General features: G+C 61.9%; 14 protein-coding genes. 3 read left to right on the forward strand and 11 right to left on the reverse strand.

Translation table 11 applies throughout. The features are described 5' to 3' along the window. Positions 1 to 2: 2 nt before the first annotated feature. From mobB to MTP40_RS08480, 7 genes are all read right to left on the reverse strand, one after another. Complete coding sequence (gene mobB / locus MTP40_RS08450) at positions 3 to 521, reverse strand: molybdopterin-guanine dinucleotide biosynthesis protein B (RefSeq protein WP_249259183.1); 519 nt, start codon at positions 519 to 521, stop codon at positions 3 to 5. After that, positions 511 to 1,749, reverse strand: a complete 1,239-nt coding sequence (locus MTP40_RS08455; RefSeq protein WP_249259184.1) for a molybdopterin molybdotransferase MoeA — start codon at positions 1,747 to 1,749, stop codon at positions 511 to 513. The genes mobB and MTP40_RS08455 overlap by 11 nt, the downstream gene beginning before the upstream one ends. Before the next feature lie 429 nt (positions 1,750 to 2,178). Then, positions 2,179 to 3,096, reverse strand: a complete 918-nt coding sequence (locus MTP40_RS08460; protein ID WP_249259185.1) for a hypothetical protein — start codon at positions 3,094 to 3,096, stop codon at positions 2,179 to 2,181. A gap of 26 nt (positions 3,097 to 3,122) precedes the next feature. Beyond that, positions 3,123 to 5,279, reverse strand: coding sequence for an aldehyde ferredoxin oxidoreductase N-terminal domain-containing protein (locus MTP40_RS08465; RefSeq protein WP_117476945.1), 2,157 nt, complete (start codon positions 5,277 to 5,279; stop codon positions 3,123 to 3,125). A 12-nt stretch (positions 5,280 to 5,291) separates the two neighbouring features. Continuing rightward, positions 5,292 to 5,936, reverse strand: coding sequence for a ferredoxin-like protein (locus tag MTP40_RS08470; protein ID WP_097770542.1), 645 nt, complete (start codon positions 5,934 to 5,936; stop codon positions 5,292 to 5,294). Between the two features lie 22 nt (positions 5,937 to 5,958). Further along, positions 5,959 to 6,870, reverse strand: coding sequence for an FMN-binding protein (locus MTP40_RS08475; protein ID WP_249259186.1), 912 nt, complete (start codon positions 6,868 to 6,870; stop codon positions 5,959 to 5,961). Between the two features lie 190 nt (positions 6,871 to 7,060). Beyond that, positions 7,061 to 7,798, reverse strand: a complete 738-nt coding sequence (locus MTP40_RS08480) for a formate dehydrogenase accessory sulfurtransferase FdhD (RefSeq protein WP_249259187.1) — start codon at positions 7,796 to 7,798, stop codon at positions 7,061 to 7,063. A gap of 181 nt (positions 7,799 to 7,979) precedes the next feature. Here MTP40_RS08480 and MTP40_RS08485 point away from each other — a divergent pair, with 181 nt between their 5' ends. After that, complete coding sequence (locus tag MTP40_RS08485) at positions 7,980 to 9,932, forward strand: glycerophosphodiester phosphodiesterase family protein (protein ID WP_249259188.1); 1,953 nt, start codon at positions 7,980 to 7,982, stop codon at positions 9,930 to 9,932. A 103-nt stretch (positions 9,933 to 10,035) separates the two neighbouring features. Here the strand turns inward: MTP40_RS08485 and MTP40_RS08490 are convergent, their stop codons facing one another. The 4 genes from MTP40_RS08490 to MTP40_RS08505 form a co-directional block, all read right to left on the reverse strand. Further along, on the reverse strand, positions 10,036 to 10,866 hold the full coding sequence (locus MTP40_RS08490; protein WP_117533210.1) for an energy-coupling factor transporter transmembrane component T family protein: 831 nt from the start codon (positions 10,864 to 10,866) through the stop codon (positions 10,036 to 10,038). Continuing rightward, entirely contained in the window at positions 10,856 to 12,577 is a 1,722-nt protein-coding gene (locus MTP40_RS08495; protein WP_249259189.1) for an ABC transporter ATP-binding protein, read from the reverse strand. Before MTP40_RS08495 ends, MTP40_RS08490 begins: the two co-directional genes overlap by 11 nt. Before the next feature lie 85 nt (positions 12,578 to 12,662). Further along, positions 12,663 to 13,217: an ECF-type riboflavin transporter substrate-binding protein gene (locus MTP40_RS08500; RefSeq protein ID WP_117476940.1), complete on the reverse strand. Its 555-nt coding sequence runs from the start codon at positions 13,215 to 13,217 to the stop codon at positions 12,663 to 12,665. Between the two features lie 227 nt (positions 13,218 to 13,444). After that, positions 13,445 to 13,687, reverse strand: coding sequence for a hypothetical protein (locus MTP40_RS08505; RefSeq protein WP_098925097.1), 243 nt, complete (start codon positions 13,685 to 13,687; stop codon positions 13,445 to 13,447). Between the two features lie 466 nt (positions 13,688 to 14,153). Between MTP40_RS08505 and MTP40_RS08510 the strand changes: the two genes are divergently transcribed. Together MTP40_RS08510 and MTP40_RS08515 are read left to right on the forward strand one after the other, a co-directional pair. Next, the gene (locus MTP40_RS08510) at positions 14,154 to 15,074 is read left to right on the forward strand and encodes an AAA family ATPase (protein WP_249259190.1); all 921 of its coding nucleotides are present in this window, start codon (positions 14,154 to 14,156) and stop codon (positions 15,072 to 15,074) included. After that, the gene (locus MTP40_RS08515; protein WP_249259191.1) at positions 15,074 to 16,828 is read left to right on the forward strand and encodes a hypothetical protein; all 1,755 of its coding nucleotides are present in this window, start codon (positions 15,074 to 15,076) and stop codon (positions 16,826 to 16,828) included. Before MTP40_RS08510 ends, MTP40_RS08515 begins: the two co-directional genes overlap by 1 nt. The last annotated feature ends 71 nt before the right edge of the window (positions 16,829 to 16,899 follow it).

Raw genomic sequence — 16,899 nt, forward strand, 5'->3', positions numbered from 1 at the left:
TGTTACAATGCAGGCATCTGTGCAGCGATCCAGTCGGCCAGCGCTGCGGGCTCGTCCAGCGCAAAATCCGCGCCCGGAACATCCCCCACGATGGCCAGCGGCTCAAAGGAGACAGGCTCCTCCGAGACAGCCTTGCGCACCACCTCGATCTTGGGCCAGCCGCTCTCCTTGAAGCCCTCCATCAGCACCAGATCATAGCCGTGGCGCTCAAACAGGGCCAGCAGATCCTGCTCGTTCAGGCGGAATTCCTCCGTCAGCAGGTAGCGGCTGCCCGAAAAGACCGCCACGCCCTCGGCCCCGGCCTCCCGCAGGCGGAAGCTGTCGGTGCCCGGCACGTCGGGGGTGAAATCGTGGCCGTCATGCTTGATGACACCCACCTTCAGGCCCTGTGCCCGCAGCAGGGGGATGAGTTTTTCCAATAACGTCGTTTTGCCGCTGTTGTGCGCACCGCTCACGGCCAGCACAGCCGGGCGTTTCAGGCTCAGCTCGGCAGCAAGCGCCTGTTTCTTTTCACTGTACAAAGTTCAGTACCTCCACTTCTTCGCCCGGAGCCACCGGGCCGCTGCCCGCAGGCAGCTCCACCAGGCAGTTGCAGCCCATCATGGCCGACAGACTGCCCGAGGAATGCGCCTCCGCGTTGCCCTCGCCGGGGATCTCCACCAGGCCGCCCAGCGTTCTGGCCCGCAGAAAGCGGGTTCCCTTGCTGGGCTTGGAAAAGCCGGTGGCCAGCCTGCCCCGGGTGTGCACCGGGATGCAGTCCTCTTCCCGCCGCCCTGCGGCCCGCAGCAGGGCCGGAACGGCATACTGCTCCAGCGTGGCAGCAGCGGCAAAGGGATTGCCGGACAGGCAGAACACCAGCTTTTCCCCCACCTGTGCAGCGATCATGGGGCTGCCGGGCTTCTGGGCCACCCCGGCAAAAACAGGCTCCGCGTGCAGCATTTCCAGCACTGTGGGCAGGTAATCCTTCTGCCCCACCGAAACACCGCCGCTGGTGATCACCGCATCACACCGGGTAAGCAGATCCTGCATCCGGGCGGCGATCTCCTCCGGGTCATCCGAGCAGTGGGTGCGCTCCATGGCAAAGCCCAGCTGCCGCAGGCGGGCGGCATTCTGGATCCCGTTGGCATCGTAGATCTTGCCGGGAGCCCAGGCCTCGCCCGCTTCCAGCAGCTCACTGCCGGTAGCAAGCACGCCCACGGTCAGGGGGCGAAAGACCTCGGCATCCGGGATGCCCTGACCGGCCAGCACACCGATGTGCGCCGGGGTCAGCACAGTTCCGGCGGCGGCAATGTGGGCACCGGCGGCGATGTCCTCACCCCGGAACACCACATTGGCGTTGGGCTGGAGCTGTGCGTAAATGCGCACCTGCTCCTCCCCGCCATCGGTCAGCTCCTGCATCAGAACGCAGTCCGCGCCGGGGGGCAGGGGTGCGCCGGTCATGATCCGGGCGGCACACCCGGCAGGCAGGACAGCGGCGGGGGCATCCCCGGCGTAGAGCTTCATCACCACCGGCAGGGTGACAGGGGTCTTCTCCCCCGCCCCGGCTGTGTCGGCACTGTGGAGGGCATAGCCATCCAGAGGGCTCCGGTCAAAAGGGGGCTGATCCATCCGGGCACACAGGTCCCGGGCTGCGATCCGCCCACAGGCATCATCCAGCGGCACCCGCTCCGTGGCAGGCACCGGGAGAGCCGCAGCAGCATCCAGCACCCGGCGCAGGGCCTGGGCTGGCGTGCAAAAAGGCTGTTTCATTGCAAAAATCCTCCATCGCTCCCCGGGGCACAGTTTGCCCGCTATGGCCCGGACAAACTCCCGGGGAGATCTCTTTTCGATCGGCAGGTGAAAAAAAGCGGAGACGTTCTGACCGAAAATCAAAACGCCCCCGCAAAAAACCGAACATGGCCCGGAGCGGCAGCCTGCAGGCCGCCACGCCGAGGGAGCCGCTTCCTTTTCCGCTGTTGCAGCAACGGGAAGGAGGCAACGCTCCGGAACGGTGGATGGGAGGAGTTCTTTTTTTCAAATTGCAGCGTTTCTTCTGCGGGAAGGCGGCCGGGTTTCCCCTGCCACCCTTGAATGCCGGCGTTGGCCCTTAGCATTGCGGCGCGGTGTCCTGCCCCCTGCGGGGTTTAGACAGCCTTGCTCAAAGAAGCTCTTGTACCCTATTCAATTGTGTATGATCTTTTAGTCGCAGAAATCATCCACGTCGCTGATGGCTTTTGCATAGCGGCGGGTGAGATGCTGGGTGGAGAAGAGGAACCGCTCGTTCTGATTGTTGGTCAGCTCTTCGATGTCGGCAAACTCCGGCCTGCCCTGCATGGTCTTCCAGGTCTGCTCGATCTCCTCCGGCGCAAGGCCGTAGGGGGAGCGCTGGAAGTACTTCAGCGGGGTGGCACTGGGGTAGACCCGTGCATTGAAGCGCACCATCTCAGCAAACATGACACAGAGGTCTTTGTCCTCAATGAGCTGGGCGATCATGGCGTAGTTATCGCTCATGTTGGCGTTGGAGTAATAGTAGGTATCCTTTGCGCCTGCACGGACAACGATATCCTCACACTGGGGATCCTGCGGCATCTGAGCCAGCAGCTCATCGGCGTTCTCCACCTCACTGACCAGCAGTGCGTGGGGCGTGATAAGCGCGGCGGCACTGCGGGAACGGATGTAACCGGCCAGCTCCTGCGCGGGGGTCAGCTCCGGCAGCTCCGGCACGGTCTTGGTGGGCTGATCCGCAAAGGGATCGTTTTCAGCCTCTGGCTCGCCGGCCAGAAAATCCAGCAGCTGAGGCTTTGCGGCCTCGTCCTGCACAGTTTCGGCGGCTTCGGGTGCGGCCCCGGCAGCCTGCATTGCTGCAAGCTCTGCGGTCTCCCGCTCCACGGCGGCGATCACATCCTCGCCGGTCTTAGCGGCGCTGCCGTCAAAGCTGCTGCCCGTTTCCTTCAAGCGGCGGGCCGTCTCGCTGGCGGCATTGATGTCGAACACCTCTGCCTTGGGCTTTTTCTTGGCGGCCAGCTCTGCCTTCTGCAGGTCCAGAACGGCCTGCTCCGGGTCCACGCTGCTGTCCACAGTGGTGGTGTAGCCGGGTTTACGTCTGCCAAACAACATGACGATCGTTCCTCTTTCTATGGGATTTATTCAGCTGCTGCGGTGTTCTGGGCGTAGATGCCGCGCTTTTCCAGATCATCAGCCATGTCAGCCAGATCATACTTCTCCAGCGTCTCGCGGGTGGGCACACCGGTGGTGCGGTCCCAGCCGAAGATGTCGTAGAACAGATCCTTTGCCTTCTCCATGTCGGCGCGGTCCAGCTTGGTGGTGCCTTCCTCAAATGCCTTGAAGTCGGGGTCCTTATCGAACACCCAATCACAGATGGCATCGTGCTCCTGACGCAGGTTTGCGCTGCCGCAATTCTGCTGGAAGCTGATGGCGGTCATCGCGCGCAGCATCTGGGTAATGCGGGCACCGTCCTCCTGCAGATCGGCCTGGGTATAAGTCTCGCCGGTAACAGCAGTCATAAAGTCTGCCTGCAGATCCAGGTCGCCGTGGTACTCGCGCTCCTTGGAGGGAGACTGGGTCATGGGCCACATCCAGTTGCACAGGGTGGCGGAGTCGTGGAAGTTCTTGTCGTTGACGCAGTATGCAGCCAGCTTTGCCTTGTTCTCGTTGATGGGAGTGTAGGCCTTGGCCTTATCGTAGCAGCCCTCGCCGAAGAAGTCCTCCATGACCTTCTTGGTCACCTCATAGGGAGCGCCGGAGCCGGTCTCGCAGACGATCTCGTGGATCATGCAGTCGCGGTTGTAGACGAGGTTGTACAGCATACCCACCTGCCATGCCTCAGCAGGGCCGTGGTGGTTGGGGAAGCCGTTGTAGATCAGGTTGGAGTTGGTGGCACCATCGTTGCGGTCCAGCCAGCTCTTGGGCAGGCCGAACTTCTCCATCATGGCCAGGGTGCCCTTGGCGATCACGGACAGGTCGCCCTCACCGTAAGCCATACGGCGGATCAGCTCCACCTCCCAGCGGGGATCGCCAGCCTTCTCCCACTCCCAGGGCAGGGAGTCGTACTCAGCCTCGCTGATGTACTTGGTGGCCTCCTCACGGGGCATCCGCAGGATCCACAGCAGGTCGCGGTTCAGGTTGCCGTAGTTGTCCCACAGGCCCATATCGTCCACAGCATGAGACCATGCCAGGTTGATGACCATGGTGCCGTCGCCCTCGTACTTGAAATCGTGCACGCCGTCCGGATAGACGCGGGTGCCGTACAGCACGGGCATACAGGTGTTGGAGTTGTGGGTGGGCAGGTCGTAATCGGCCAGCGGATCCACATCGTACTCAGTGTAGCAGCGGATGGGGCAGGAGGAGCAGCCGCCGTTCTTCACGGTGTACTCGGCAGCCGGAGCGCCGAAGTCGAAGTAGCCCTTGAAGCAGCGCAGAGCCACCTTGTTGATATCATTGTAGGGCTGCTCGCCGGTATCCACGGGGCCGCCGGGAGCCTTCTTCCACATACGGCCGGGAGCGCCGGACCAGCGGTTCTTGCCGGAGGTGGCGCTGTACTCTGCCCAGCTCTGGGGCTGTGCGGGCACGTTGTGGTTGTTGTTGCCGCCGATCAGGTTGCCCATCATGTAGTTGGAGAGCTCCAGCACCTTCTTGGGGTCAGCCACCTTGACGCTGCCGGTGCCGCGGATGGCCAGGCCCTTCAGCTTCTTGTTGCCCATGGCAGCGCCCAGACCGGCACCGCCGGAGTTGCCGAAGCTGGTGTTCAGGGTGGAGTAATCCACCAGGTTCTCACCGGCGGGGCCGATGGAAGCAGTCTCGAACTCACGGCCGTTCTGCTCCACCATCCACTTGTTGGCAGCAAAGGTACCCTTGCCCCAGATCTCGCTTGCGTCCTCCAGAGAGACCTCGCCGTCCTCGATGCGCAGGTAGACGGGCTTTTCGGAGATGCCGCTGACAACGATGCCGTCGTAACCGGCATACTTCAGCATGGAGCCGATGTGGCCGCCCATGTGTGCATCGATGATGGAGTGGCCCTTGGACCAGGTAGAACGGAAGGTCACGTTCATACGGCCGGAGCAGGGCACGCCGGCACCGGTCAGGGGGCCGACACCAAAGATGACCAGAGCCTTCTCGTCATAGGGATCCAGCTCCATGGGAGCTTCCTCGTACATAATGCGGTAGGCCATGCCCATACCGCCGATATATTTATGGTATTTTGCGTCGTCCTGGGTGGTGATCTCACCGGTGGTCAGGTTGACGCGCAGGATCTTGCCTGCCCAGCCATAGGTTTCAGCCATTGTTGTTCCTCCTTACAGGTCCTTGTAAGCAGCCTGTGCTGCGCTGGTAACGGCATCCCAGTCCACAATGGACAGAGCGCCGGACGGGCAGCCCGCCACGCAGGCACCGCAGGCGATGCACTTGGAGGACTTGCCGGTCTCGGGGTTGACGGTGGGCATGTGCCAGGGGCAGGCCTCCACGCAGGCACCGCAGCCGATGCACTTGTCGGTATCGACCACGCGGATGCCCTGCTCATTGGTGATAATGGCCTTCTGGGGGCATGCGTTGCCGCAGGCGGGATCCTCACACTGGCGGCAGGTATCCGGGAAGTAGACAAAGCAGTTGTCGGTGCCGGACAGCAGACCGTTGCCGTCGCCGTCCAGATTCAGGCGGCGCTGGATCTTGACGCGGCTGATGTAGGAAGAGCACACGCCGTCGTTGGTCAGGGTGCAGTTGATCTCGCACCGCTGGCAGCCGGTGCACAGGTCAGCATTGACCACCAGCAGACCCTGGGGCAGTGCCCAGGTCGCCACAGCACCGGCGTCCACCTGCTTCTGAGAGCAGCCGAAGAGGGACAGCATAGATGCGGAAAGGGTGAGTCCTGCAAGGCTCTTGCCCGAGATCTTCATAAATTGACGGCGGGTCATGTCAGCCGTCAGAAAATCAGTTTTTGCCATAGGTTTCCATTCCTCCGTGAGGTCACTCTGCGCAGAGCACCTCGGTTACATAGAAATAAGAATTGTTGACGATGTCCGTGACCGCCGTGGACGTAATGGTTGCACCGGAAAGCGCATCCACCTGGGTCATGTCAGCGCTGACCGTGTCGGCCGCACTGCCCTGGGTGGTCAGATCAGCGGCCTGCAGCTTGTACTCGGCCTGCTTTTCAGCGGACCAGTCTGCATAAGGCACTGCCTGTTCCTCGCCGTCCTGCGCGCTCTTGCTCAGGCACGCCGCGTACAGCTTGCGCCGTGCCACAGCCTCAGCACTGTTGTCCATCGGGGGGATGAGCGCGTCGTCCATCGGCTGGCCGTTCAGGGCCGAGAGGGTCAGCCCGGCTTCATACATCTTCCGGGTAGCCTCGGCCTCCGGGGAGGTATCACCCGCACGCCATGCGGCGGGGTCGAAGTCCTCAGCGGGAGCAGCATCGGTCTCGGCGCTGCCTGCGGCGGCAAAGGCCGTGCCGGTGGCCGGGTCGGTCACAGTGTAGCGCTTGCCTGCCAGCGTGAAGGGAGCTGCGCCCTGGTACTGGGCCGTGAACTCCGGGTTCTCACACTGAGCACCCAGGCTGTCGGTCTCGGCCTGCGCCAGGATCTTCACATCCAGCACATTGCCGTCGCGGTCCAGCGTCACACCGGCCTGCACCTCGCTCTGGAAGCCCTGCTTGCTGCCCACCACATAATACGTGGTGTCATCCAGCTGGTACACCGCGCTCACACCATAGGTGGCAGCGTCGGTATCTGCCAGCGGCAGGGCCGTTCCGGCCACCGTGGTGCGGCTGTGCATCAGCCCGCCAAGGCCAAGCGCCATGGCAAGCGTTGCCGCACCCATGGCCGCATAGCCGGGCAGTCGCCTGCGCCACAAGGACTGCGGCGCATGATTTGCCTGCTTCAATTGTATCACCTGCCTGTTTGATTCAGCTGTGCCCGGAACTCCCGGGCACGAAAACAGCCGTTCCACCTGCTGCAACAGTGCGGAACGGTTTCTTCGTTATAAGAATAACATCTTTTCCACCGGTTAGTCAACGTATACGCACAAACAAAGCCCTACAATTTCTCTCAAAAGCTCTTGCCTCTTGGTGAAATCATTTCTTTTGCCGGATGAACAGTTTCAATCCATATTCCTCTGCCAGCTCCAGCGACTGTACCGTGGGCATACTCTTGCTCACCAGTGCGGGCACACCGGCCCGGATGGCCTTGCGCACCATATCCACCGGCACCCGGCCGCTGGTAAAAAGCACACACTCCGCCAGCGGCACACCCTCTGTCAGGGCGCAGCCCACGGCCTTGTCCAGCGCGTTGTGGCGGCCCAGATCCTCGCACCGGTACAAGATCTTGCCCTCACGCAGCAGCAGACAGCTGTGCACGGCATGGGTGGCACGGTAGAGCGGCAGGCCCTGCCCCATGGCATCGGCCAGCGCATCCACCCATGCGGCGGGAATCTCCCGCTGGGGCACCGGGGCCAGCGGCGGCAGCTGCACCGGGCTGGCCAGCGTCAGGTTATCGGTGCAGCAGCTGGGCACCTCCTGCCCGGCCTGTTCCGCTGCCGCCAGCGGGTGGCGCAGCTGAACGCTTATCTTGAGCCCCTGCGCGCAGACGGCCACCCGCTCCACCTCGTCAGCGGAGGTGATCCAACCCTCGGTCAGCAGGCGGCCCAGCGCCAGCTGCGGCAGCAGCTCCGGCGTGCAGACCACCCGGAAGGCTGGCTGTTCGTTGACCAGAATGGCCGCGGCGTGCTCTGCCGCCAGTGTCCGCTCGGTGCCATCGGGCATCCGGACACTCTCTGCCCCCGGTGCTGCACCGAATTGATCCATGATCTGCATTGGGTGTTCCTCCCCTGTCTGTTTTACTCTGCTCCTATTGTAACACGCTTTTGCTCCGCTGAAAAGCGCCTGTGCCCTCTGGAACAAACTGTCGATCCGTGTCGTTTCCATTTTTCCCGGCTTTGTGATATACTACTGTAAAATGACAGAACCATATCCCAGTACCGAGGTGGAATCCAAATTGAAGCATCTCTTCCGCTCCCTCACGCGGGCACACCGGGCCTACAAGGACACCCGGAACCATGCCCTGACCCTGCTGCACCGGGCCTCCGCTGCCGTTCTGACAGCCGTGCTGGTGTACAAAGCCCTGACCTATCTTTTGTTTCTGCCCGCCATGAATGGCATCTGGTCGCTGACACTGCGCTGTTCGCCGGTGAACTACCTGACCAACAACAACGCACATCAGATCTTTACTTCACCGACCATTTTAGGCGGGATCGTGCTCATCGTCCTTCTGGCGGCGTTCTGGAACCTGTACGGCTTTTCCATCCTCCTGCACGGGTTTGCGCTGGCCCGCCGGGGTGAAACACTGCGTCCTGTTTCCCTGTTCGTCCGGTCGCTGGGGGATATCCGCCATGTCCTGCTCCCCAAAAACTGGCCCATCCTGCTTTACTGCGCCCTGCTCATCCCCTTTACAGATGTATTCGTGACCTACAACTATATCTCTCAGCTGGCCGTGCCGGAGTACATCCTTGGGCTTGTCCGGGCAAAGCCGCTCTATCTGGTGCTTTTTCTTCTCATTCTGGGTGCGGCGTTCCTGTTTACCCTGTTCTGGGTCCTGGTGCTCCCCCTCTTTACGCTGGAACGCAAAAGCCTGTGGGAAGCCGTTCAGGAGAGCGCTGCCCATGTCAGGGCACAGCTGCCCCGGCTGACCGGTGTGCTGCTGCGGTGGAACCTCAGTGCGCTGGTCCGGTCTGTTCTGGTCTTTTTCGGAGCTTCCCTGCTGGTTTACAGCGTGGCGGCGCTGATCGGCCTGCGGAGCACCCGCGCCATGCTGCTGCTCGCCCGTGCGCTGTATCTGTTGGAGATCCCCTTCTTCGGCTTTTTGCTGGACTGCAAGGTCACCACGGCCCAGTGCACCATCATCGCATTCTTCTACGATTGCTGCCGTGACTGCCCGCCGGAAGAGCTGCCGGAGGGCAAACCGCACCGCTTTGGCGGCTGGCCGCTGCTCACCGCTGCGGTGGCCGGGGTCACGCTGGCCACCGGGCTGATGGCAGTCTACCTCTACGCCCTGCCCCAGGACGATGCCCTGCTCACCGCCGTGGGCGGCGTGACCCCGCTGGTCACCTTCCACCGGGGCGACTGCACCGTGGCCCCGGAAAACACCCTTCCCGCCTTCCGGTCGGCCATCCTCAAGGGCGGCGACCGCATCGAGCTGGATGTGCAGATGACCAGCGACGGCGTGGTCGTGGTGACCCACGATTCAAACCTGAAACGCTGTACCGGCAAAAACGCAAAAGTCTATGATCTGACCTACGCCGAGGTGGCACAGCTGGACGCGGGCCGCTGGTTCAGCAGCCGCTTTGCCGACACCCGGATCCCCACCCTGGAACAGGTGCTGCAGCTCTGCCGGGGCCGCATCGGCCTGAACGTGGAGATCAAGCCCAGCGCCGCCACCCCTGCTCTGGAGGCTGAGACCGTACGCCTGCTGCGGGAATACGGCTTCGACAGCTCCAACTGCGTCATCACCTCCCAGAGCTACGAGACCCTGCACAAGGTCAAAGCGCTGGCCCCTGAGTACCCCACCGGCCACATTCTGGCTCTGGGCGTAGGCAACTACTACGACCTGCCCGATGCCGACTTTTTCAGCGTGGAGACCACCTTTATCACCTCCGGCATGGTCAACGCCGTCCATCTGCGGGGCAAGACCGTCTCTGCCTGGACCATCGACCGTGAAAAGGTCGCCACCCACATGCTGGAGCTGGGTGTGGACGACCTCATCACCGACAAGCCCGACATGGTGCAGGACCTGCTGGCCCGGAATCAGCAGGTGGACGACAGCCTGATCGACTTCCGTGACCTGCTCAACGCCCTGCTCCACCCGGAGCAGCCTGCCGACTCCTCCAATGACGCGGAGGAGACCATCACCGATGCCGTGGAAGACCCGGAGGAGTTCGTGGACGCGGCGTAACACAGTCCCCTCTTTCTTGCGGCATCATTGAACCAACGGTCTGTAAAAGCAAAACATCCCCGCACGGCCTGCCGAAACAGGAAGTGCGGGGATGCCTTTTTGTTCAGAGGAATGGGTTATAGAACCTTCCAAAGCGGATGGTCACGGTCAGGCTGATGAGCAGCAGAACCGCGCCCACGCCCAGGGCAATGAAGTCCCGCCGGGCAAAGGGGCGCTGGGTATACCAGGTGCGCTTGCTGTTCTTGCCGAAGCCGCGCAGCTCCATCGCGTTGGAGATGGTGTCGATGCGGTTCAGACTGGTCAGGATGAGCGGCAGCAGGATATTGACAGAGTTCTTCATCCGCTTGAAGAAGGGCTCCTTTTTGCCCAGCTCCACGCCGCGGGCCTGCTGGGCCTGGCTGATGCTGTGGTAGTCGCGCTGGATATCGGGGATGTAGCGCAGGGCAATGGCCACCGAATAGCCGACCTTATACGAGATGCCGATGCTGTTCAGGCTGGCAGCAAACTCGCTGGGGTCGGTGGCAGAGATGAAGAGGATGGCCACCGGCAGGGCCACAAAATATTTCAGGCTGATGTTGACCATGTAGAACAGCTGTTCCGCTGTCAGGTCATACCGCCAGAACAGGTGGCAGAGCACCGTGCGGGTGCCGTACAGGGTGGTCCCCTGATTGGGATCGAACAGGAAGATGAACAGGTTGTTCAGCAGCAGGAACACCAGCATGAAGGTCATCATAAACCGGACTTCCCGGAACCTGATCCGGCTCAGCCTGAAGGCCAGCAGGCTGACCACCAACAGGCCCAGCAGCACCCAGGTGTTGTAGGTGATCATGCTGGCAAAGGTAAACAGCAGGAAGAACGCCAGCTTGGTGGTTCCGGTCATCTTGTGGACGACGCTCTCCCGGGGGAGATAATTCAAAACAGTCTTAGCGGCCACCCTCTCTCACCTCCCGGTCCTGCTCAATAAATCTCTCTACAAATTCCTGTGCGGGCGCAATGCCGCAGCGGTTGGCCAGCGTGTACAGGCTGGTCTCCTTCAGGGCCGCCTGTTCCACCAGCGCAGGGTCACACAGAACGGCGGCCGCGGTGCGGTCGGCAATGAGCCGTCCGTCGCAGAACACCAGTGCGCGGCGGGTGTATTCCAGCATCAGGTGCATGTCATGGGTGATCATCACCACCGTCACACCCCGGGCGTTCAGGCCCCGCAGGAACTCCATGATATCGGTATAGTGCCGGAAATCCTGCCCGGCGGTGGGCTCATCCAGAAGGATGAGCTCCGGGTCGAGCACCAGCACGCTGGCAATGGTCACCCGCTTTTTCTGGCCGAAGCTCAGTGCCGAGATGGGCCAGTTCCGGAAAGGATACAGGCCGCAGACCCTGAGGGTCGCTTCCACCTTTTCCCGGATCTGTTCCTCGGTCAGGCCGGAGCGCTGCAGACCCAGAGCCACCTCCTCGTAGATCATGGTCTTGGAGATCATCTGGTTGGGGTTCTGCATCACATAGCCGATGTGCTGGGCGCGGCGGCGGATGTTCTCCTCAGCCAGCGGCTTGCCGTTCAGGAAGATCTCGCCCGCATCCGGGGTCTCGAAGCCGCAGATGAGCTTGGAGAGGGTGGATTTGCCCGCGCCGTTCCGGCCCACGATGCTCACCATCTCCCCCTTGCCGATCGAGAAGCTGACATCCCGCAGGGTCTGCTGGCCCTTCTGATAACCAAAGCTCAGGCCCTTTACCTCCAGCAGCGGCTCCCGTTCCGGCTGCGCGGCGGGCCGGGGCCGGGCCGTGAACCAGTCCCGGAGCTTTTGGGTGTCGGTATCGTCCAGCACAAGACTGTCCACATGGGCGGGGTGCTTGTCCGGAGTGATATCCACCCCGGCATAGCGCAGAGCCGTGACATACAGCGGCTCCCGGATGCCGTTTTCCGCCAGCAGACTGCCCGAGAGCAGCTCGTCCGGGCGCAGGTCTGCCAGAATGGTGCCGCCGTTCACCAGCACGATGCGGTCCACGTTCCGCCAGAGCACATCTTCCAGCCGGTGCTCGATGATGAGCACTGTGGTGTCCGTCTTTTTCTGGATCTCGTCGATCAGCTCAATGGCCTGCTTGCCGGTAGCGGGGTCGAGGTTGGCCAGCGGCTCATCGAAGAGCAGGATCTTGACCTGATCCACCATCACGCCCGCCAGGCTCACCCGCTGCTTCTGCCCGCCCGAAAGCTCGTGCGGCGCATAGCCGAGATGGTTCTCGATGCCCACCAGCTCGGCGGCATGGCGGGTGATGGCGTGCATCTCATCCTGTGGGGTGCAGCTGTTTTCCAGTGCAAAGGCAATGTCCTCGCCCACGGTCAGCCCGATGAACTGGCCGTCCGGGTCCTGCAGCACCGTGCCCACATGGGCCGAAAGCTCAAAGAGGCTGCTGTGAGGCGCATCCACACCGTCTACGGTCAGGGTGCCGGTGCACGCGCCGGGGTTGGAAAACGGGTTCAGCCCGTTGATGCACCCCGCCAGCGTGCTCTTGCCGCTGCCGGAGGGGCCCGCAATGAGCACCCGTTCACCCGGGTAGATCTCCAGATCGATATCGGTCAGGGTGGGGCGCTTCTGGGCGCGGTACTGGAAGGAAAAGTTGCGGAATGAGATGATGGGTTTACGTTCTGCCATGGGTATGGTACCTCAGCTGTTCATCAAAAAAGCCTTTCCAACGGGCCGGACGGCGCAGATGGAAAGGCCGGGTTTCATGCGGGGATCACTCCTGATCCAGAGAGCCCTTCTTGGCGATGGTTCTGGTGTAAGCCAGCACCAGCAGGCCGCCCACCACCACAGCGGTGATGCTGTTGGACACTGCGGCAAATGCACCCTGTGCAAACACCTTCTTGACGGGCTCGGCGTAGATGGCAATATCCAGCACGGGGGCCACCAAGATCCAGGCCAGCAGATGGGCCACGATATTGGCCAGCGCAAACAAAGCCACCTGCTTCTTGCTGAACTCGCCTTCCTGCAGGTTCAGCTTCTTGGAGAACAGGCCCACCACAACGCCCACAAAGGCGGAGGCGATGACCCAGCTCCACCAGGGGCTGCCGCCCCAGGACAGGTCGATGAGGGTGTGGCCGATGAAGCCGATCAGGCCGCCGGCCACGGGGCCGTACATGGCAGCCAGCAGGGCCAGAACGGCGTACTGCAGGCTGATGTTGGTGTTGGGCACCGGGCTGGGAATGGCCACAAAACGCCCCAGAACAAAGAACAATGCCGCGCCGATACCGACAGCGACAACGGTCTTGATGCTGCTGTTGTTATTTTTCATATTCTCTCTCCTCTTTTATTCCGCGGATGCGGGGTTTCTTGCAAGGCATCGTTAGTATACGACACCCTCTTGAGCCTTGTCAATGGACAATCCGCCCGCTTTGCAGAAAAACGGCTGCTTTCCTGCATTTGGGGGCGAATGCCTTCCCGCCCTGTGCAGCAAAAAAGAGCACCCGCGCCTGCCGGAGCGGATGCCCTGTAAATGCTGATTCGGTTTTGGCCCAAACCTTAGTTTTTAGCGGTCAGGCTGAAGGTGCTCAGGGTCTGGAAGGTGGTCACGATAACATTGATGTTGTTGACGATGGAGCTGCCTGCGGAGAACACGCGGGCGATGTAGTTGAACAGCTTGCCAACGTTCAGGAACACGTCCCAAGCGGTAGCCTCGGTGGTTGCGCCACCCTGCAGGTACACCATTTCGTTCTCATCGATCGCAGCAAAGCTAGCGGGCATTTTGATCTCATTGTTCATCATAACGGGGATTCCTCTCTTTCAAATCAATCTATACTTACCGTCTGCACCAAACCAAGTGCACCGGCACCAGAACCAGACCGTGGTTCCTCCGACAGGAACGGGCAGGGGCACGAGTTCCGCATTCCCTCCGGAATTGTTCCCATATATAGGTTATACGATAAATATTCAGATTTGTCAATCGAATTTTCGGAATTTTTACCATTCTGAGCCAAAAGTGGATACCCACAACACAGAACACCTGCCATTTCGACAGCTTTCCACAAAATATCCGCTACCGCACGATCCTTGGGCACGAAAAGCTCCTTCGTCTGCACGGCAGCACACAGATCCGTTCCACCCTGCGGCATTTCCCGGGCAAAAATTTGGCAAAAAATGCCCCCGCGCCCCCTACACAAACCGGAGCGGTTGTGCTATGATAAGGCTGAAAAATCGGTTTGGCAAAGCCAACCGCAAGGAGATGTCTTGGATGTCTGATCTGATGGAAACATTACGGCAGGAGGGCATCAGCCCCGACCTGCTGCGTGCTGTAGAAGAATACCGCGCCGCCCACGCTCTGCCCGAGGCCCTGCGCCCCCGCATCCCGGCTTCCGGCTTCACCTATTATGGCCGGGAGGTCTGGGAGCAGGCACTGGCGGCCCTGCTCTGCGGCGAAAACCTGCTGCTGGCCGGCGGCAAGGCCACCGGCAAAAATGTGCTGGCCGAGAATCTGGCCGCTGCTTTTGGCCGCCCCGCATGGGACATCTCGTTCCATGTGAACATGGATGCAGCCTCCCTCATCGGCATGGACACCTTTGTGGATGGGGCGGTCACCTTCCGGCCCGGGCCGGTCTACCGCTGTGCCCAGTGCGGCGGCTTCGGCGTGCTGGACGAGATCAACATGGCCAAAAACGAGGCCCTGGCCGTCCTCCACGCCGTGCTGGACTTCCGCCGCGCCATTGATGTGCCCGGCTACGAGCGCATCCCGCTGGCCGAAGAGACCCGCTTCATCGCCACCATGAACTATGGCTACGCGGGCACCCGAGAGCTGAACGAGGCCCTGACTTCCCGCTTTGCAGTCATCCAGATGCCCACCATCACGGAGGAAAACCTTGAAAAGCTGCTGCGGACCCAGTTTGCCGACCTGACGGACAAATATGTGCACCAGTTTGCTCTGCTCTTCCTCGACCTGCAAAAGAAATGCGACAGCGCCGAAATTTCCACCAAAGCGCTGGATCTGCGCGGAATGCTGGACGCTCTGCGCCTGATGCGCCGGGGCGTGGCTGCGGGGCCTGCGCTGGACATGGGCATCACCAACAAGGCCTTTGATTCCTACGAGCAGGGGCTGATCCGGGACGTGATCGCCGCCCGCATCCCGGCCAGCCTGACGGCTGAAAAGCTGTTTCGCTGATGGATGCCCGGAGTTATACCGCCGAGGAGCGGCGGGCCGCCAATCAGGTGTGGGCGGCGGCGGGAGCCTACGGCTTTGAGCCGCTTTTCCTGGCCCGCAACACCGACGGCACGATCGATTTTTATATGAACTGTGTCGTGGGGCTGGTGCACAAATACTATGGCGACGACCTGCTCCGCGACCTTTTTGCCACATGGGACGGCGATCTCCGGGAGAGCCAGCTGGACGATCTGACATGGCTCTACCTCGAAAGCGCGGTCTATCTGCTGGAGCTGCCCCGCCGCCCGGTCCTTTCCGAGCTGCGCCGGGCCCACGCGGACTATTTCTTCGGCATCCAGTACAAGCTTTCGCGGCAGGAGTGGATGGCAAAAAATCAGCTGGTCTACACCATGCAGGCTGACCGCTGGCGCACCGTACAGGGCAGGCATCACCCTGTGATGACCCCCTACGAGAGCCGGCTGGCAGAGGCACTTTCTCCCTCCCAACCGCCCCAGCCCGGCCAGCTCAAGGGTGAGCTGCTGGGCCTGTTTGCAAGGTTTGCCCTGTTTGACGGCAAGATCCGGCACAAAGTGGGGCTTCATCTGCATCTGGAGGGGCTGCTGGCCTCTCTCGCCACCAAAACGCTGCCCACCCAGATGATCAAGACCGACCGTCTGACCGTGGAGCACTCCGGTTCTGTGGAAGCGGGCAGCTCCGGCCCCACGGCAGACAAGCGGCTGGCCCACATCACCCTGCGGCAGAATGCCGCCGAGGACCGCGCCTACATTGAAAGCTGCTTTGGCCGTTCCCTCTATCCGCCCGAGCGTCTGCGCAAGGCCGAGCAGGCGCTCTGCACCGGGGCGCACCTCGGGTGCCGCCTCTGGTTTGCCTCCGGCGTGCCCAGCCCGGAACAGGCCCCCACACCGGAGGCAAAGCACCTGGCCGAGCAGGCTCAGCTGCAGGCCGACCGCAACCGCGCCTACTACGCCAAAAACCGGGCGCTTCACCGCAGCGTAGTGCTCCGGCTCACCGAGCAGATTCGCAACTGCATTCTGGTCCACCAGCAGCCCAATGCCCGGATCGCCCGCAGCGGCGCTCTGGACCCGGAGCGGGTCTGGCGCGCTCCCCTTCTGAACGACAGCCGGGTGTTCCGCTGTGCCGAAGAGGAGAATCAGCCCTCCTTCACCGTGGACCTGCTGCTGGACGCTTCGGCTTCCCGGCTCCACTGTCAGGAGGTCATTGCGGCGCAGGGCACGATTTTGGCCCAAAGCCTTGCCGCCTGCGGCATCCCGGTGCGGGTCAGCAGCTTCTGCAGCCTGCGGGGCTATACGGTTCTGCGGGTGCTCAAGGGCTTTGCGGACAAAAGCCTGCAGGGGATCGACCAGTATTTTGCATCGGGCTGGAACCGTGACGGCCTTGCCCTGCGGGCGGCAGGTGATCTGGTCAGCTTTGACCCCGGTCCCGCGCCCCGGCATCTGCTCATCCTGCTGACGGATGCTTCCCCCAACGACAGCCGCCGCGTGCCGCCCAGCCCGGAACAACCGCTGGGTTGTGATTACGGCGGCTCCTACGGCGTGGACGATGCCGCCGCTGAGGTACGCGACCTGCAGCGCAGGGGTCTGCGCGTCTCTGCCGTGTTCATGGGCGAGGACAGCTCCAGCCACGATGCAGAACGCATCTACGGCAAAAATCTCGCCCGCATCCGGGGCATGGATCAGCTGGCACGCGCCGCTGGGCGGCTCATCCAGAATGAGATCCGGGAGCTGGGCGATTGAATCCTGCCACCACAAAAGGCTTCTCCGACGGGAGAAGCCTTTTCCATTTACAACCAATCCGTTTGTCCATA

The sequence above is a fragment of the Faecalibacterium sp. IP-3-29 genome (assembly GCF_023347335.1).
Lineage (GTDB): Bacteria > Bacillota > Clostridia > Oscillospirales > Ruminococcaceae > Faecalibacterium > Faecalibacterium duncaniae.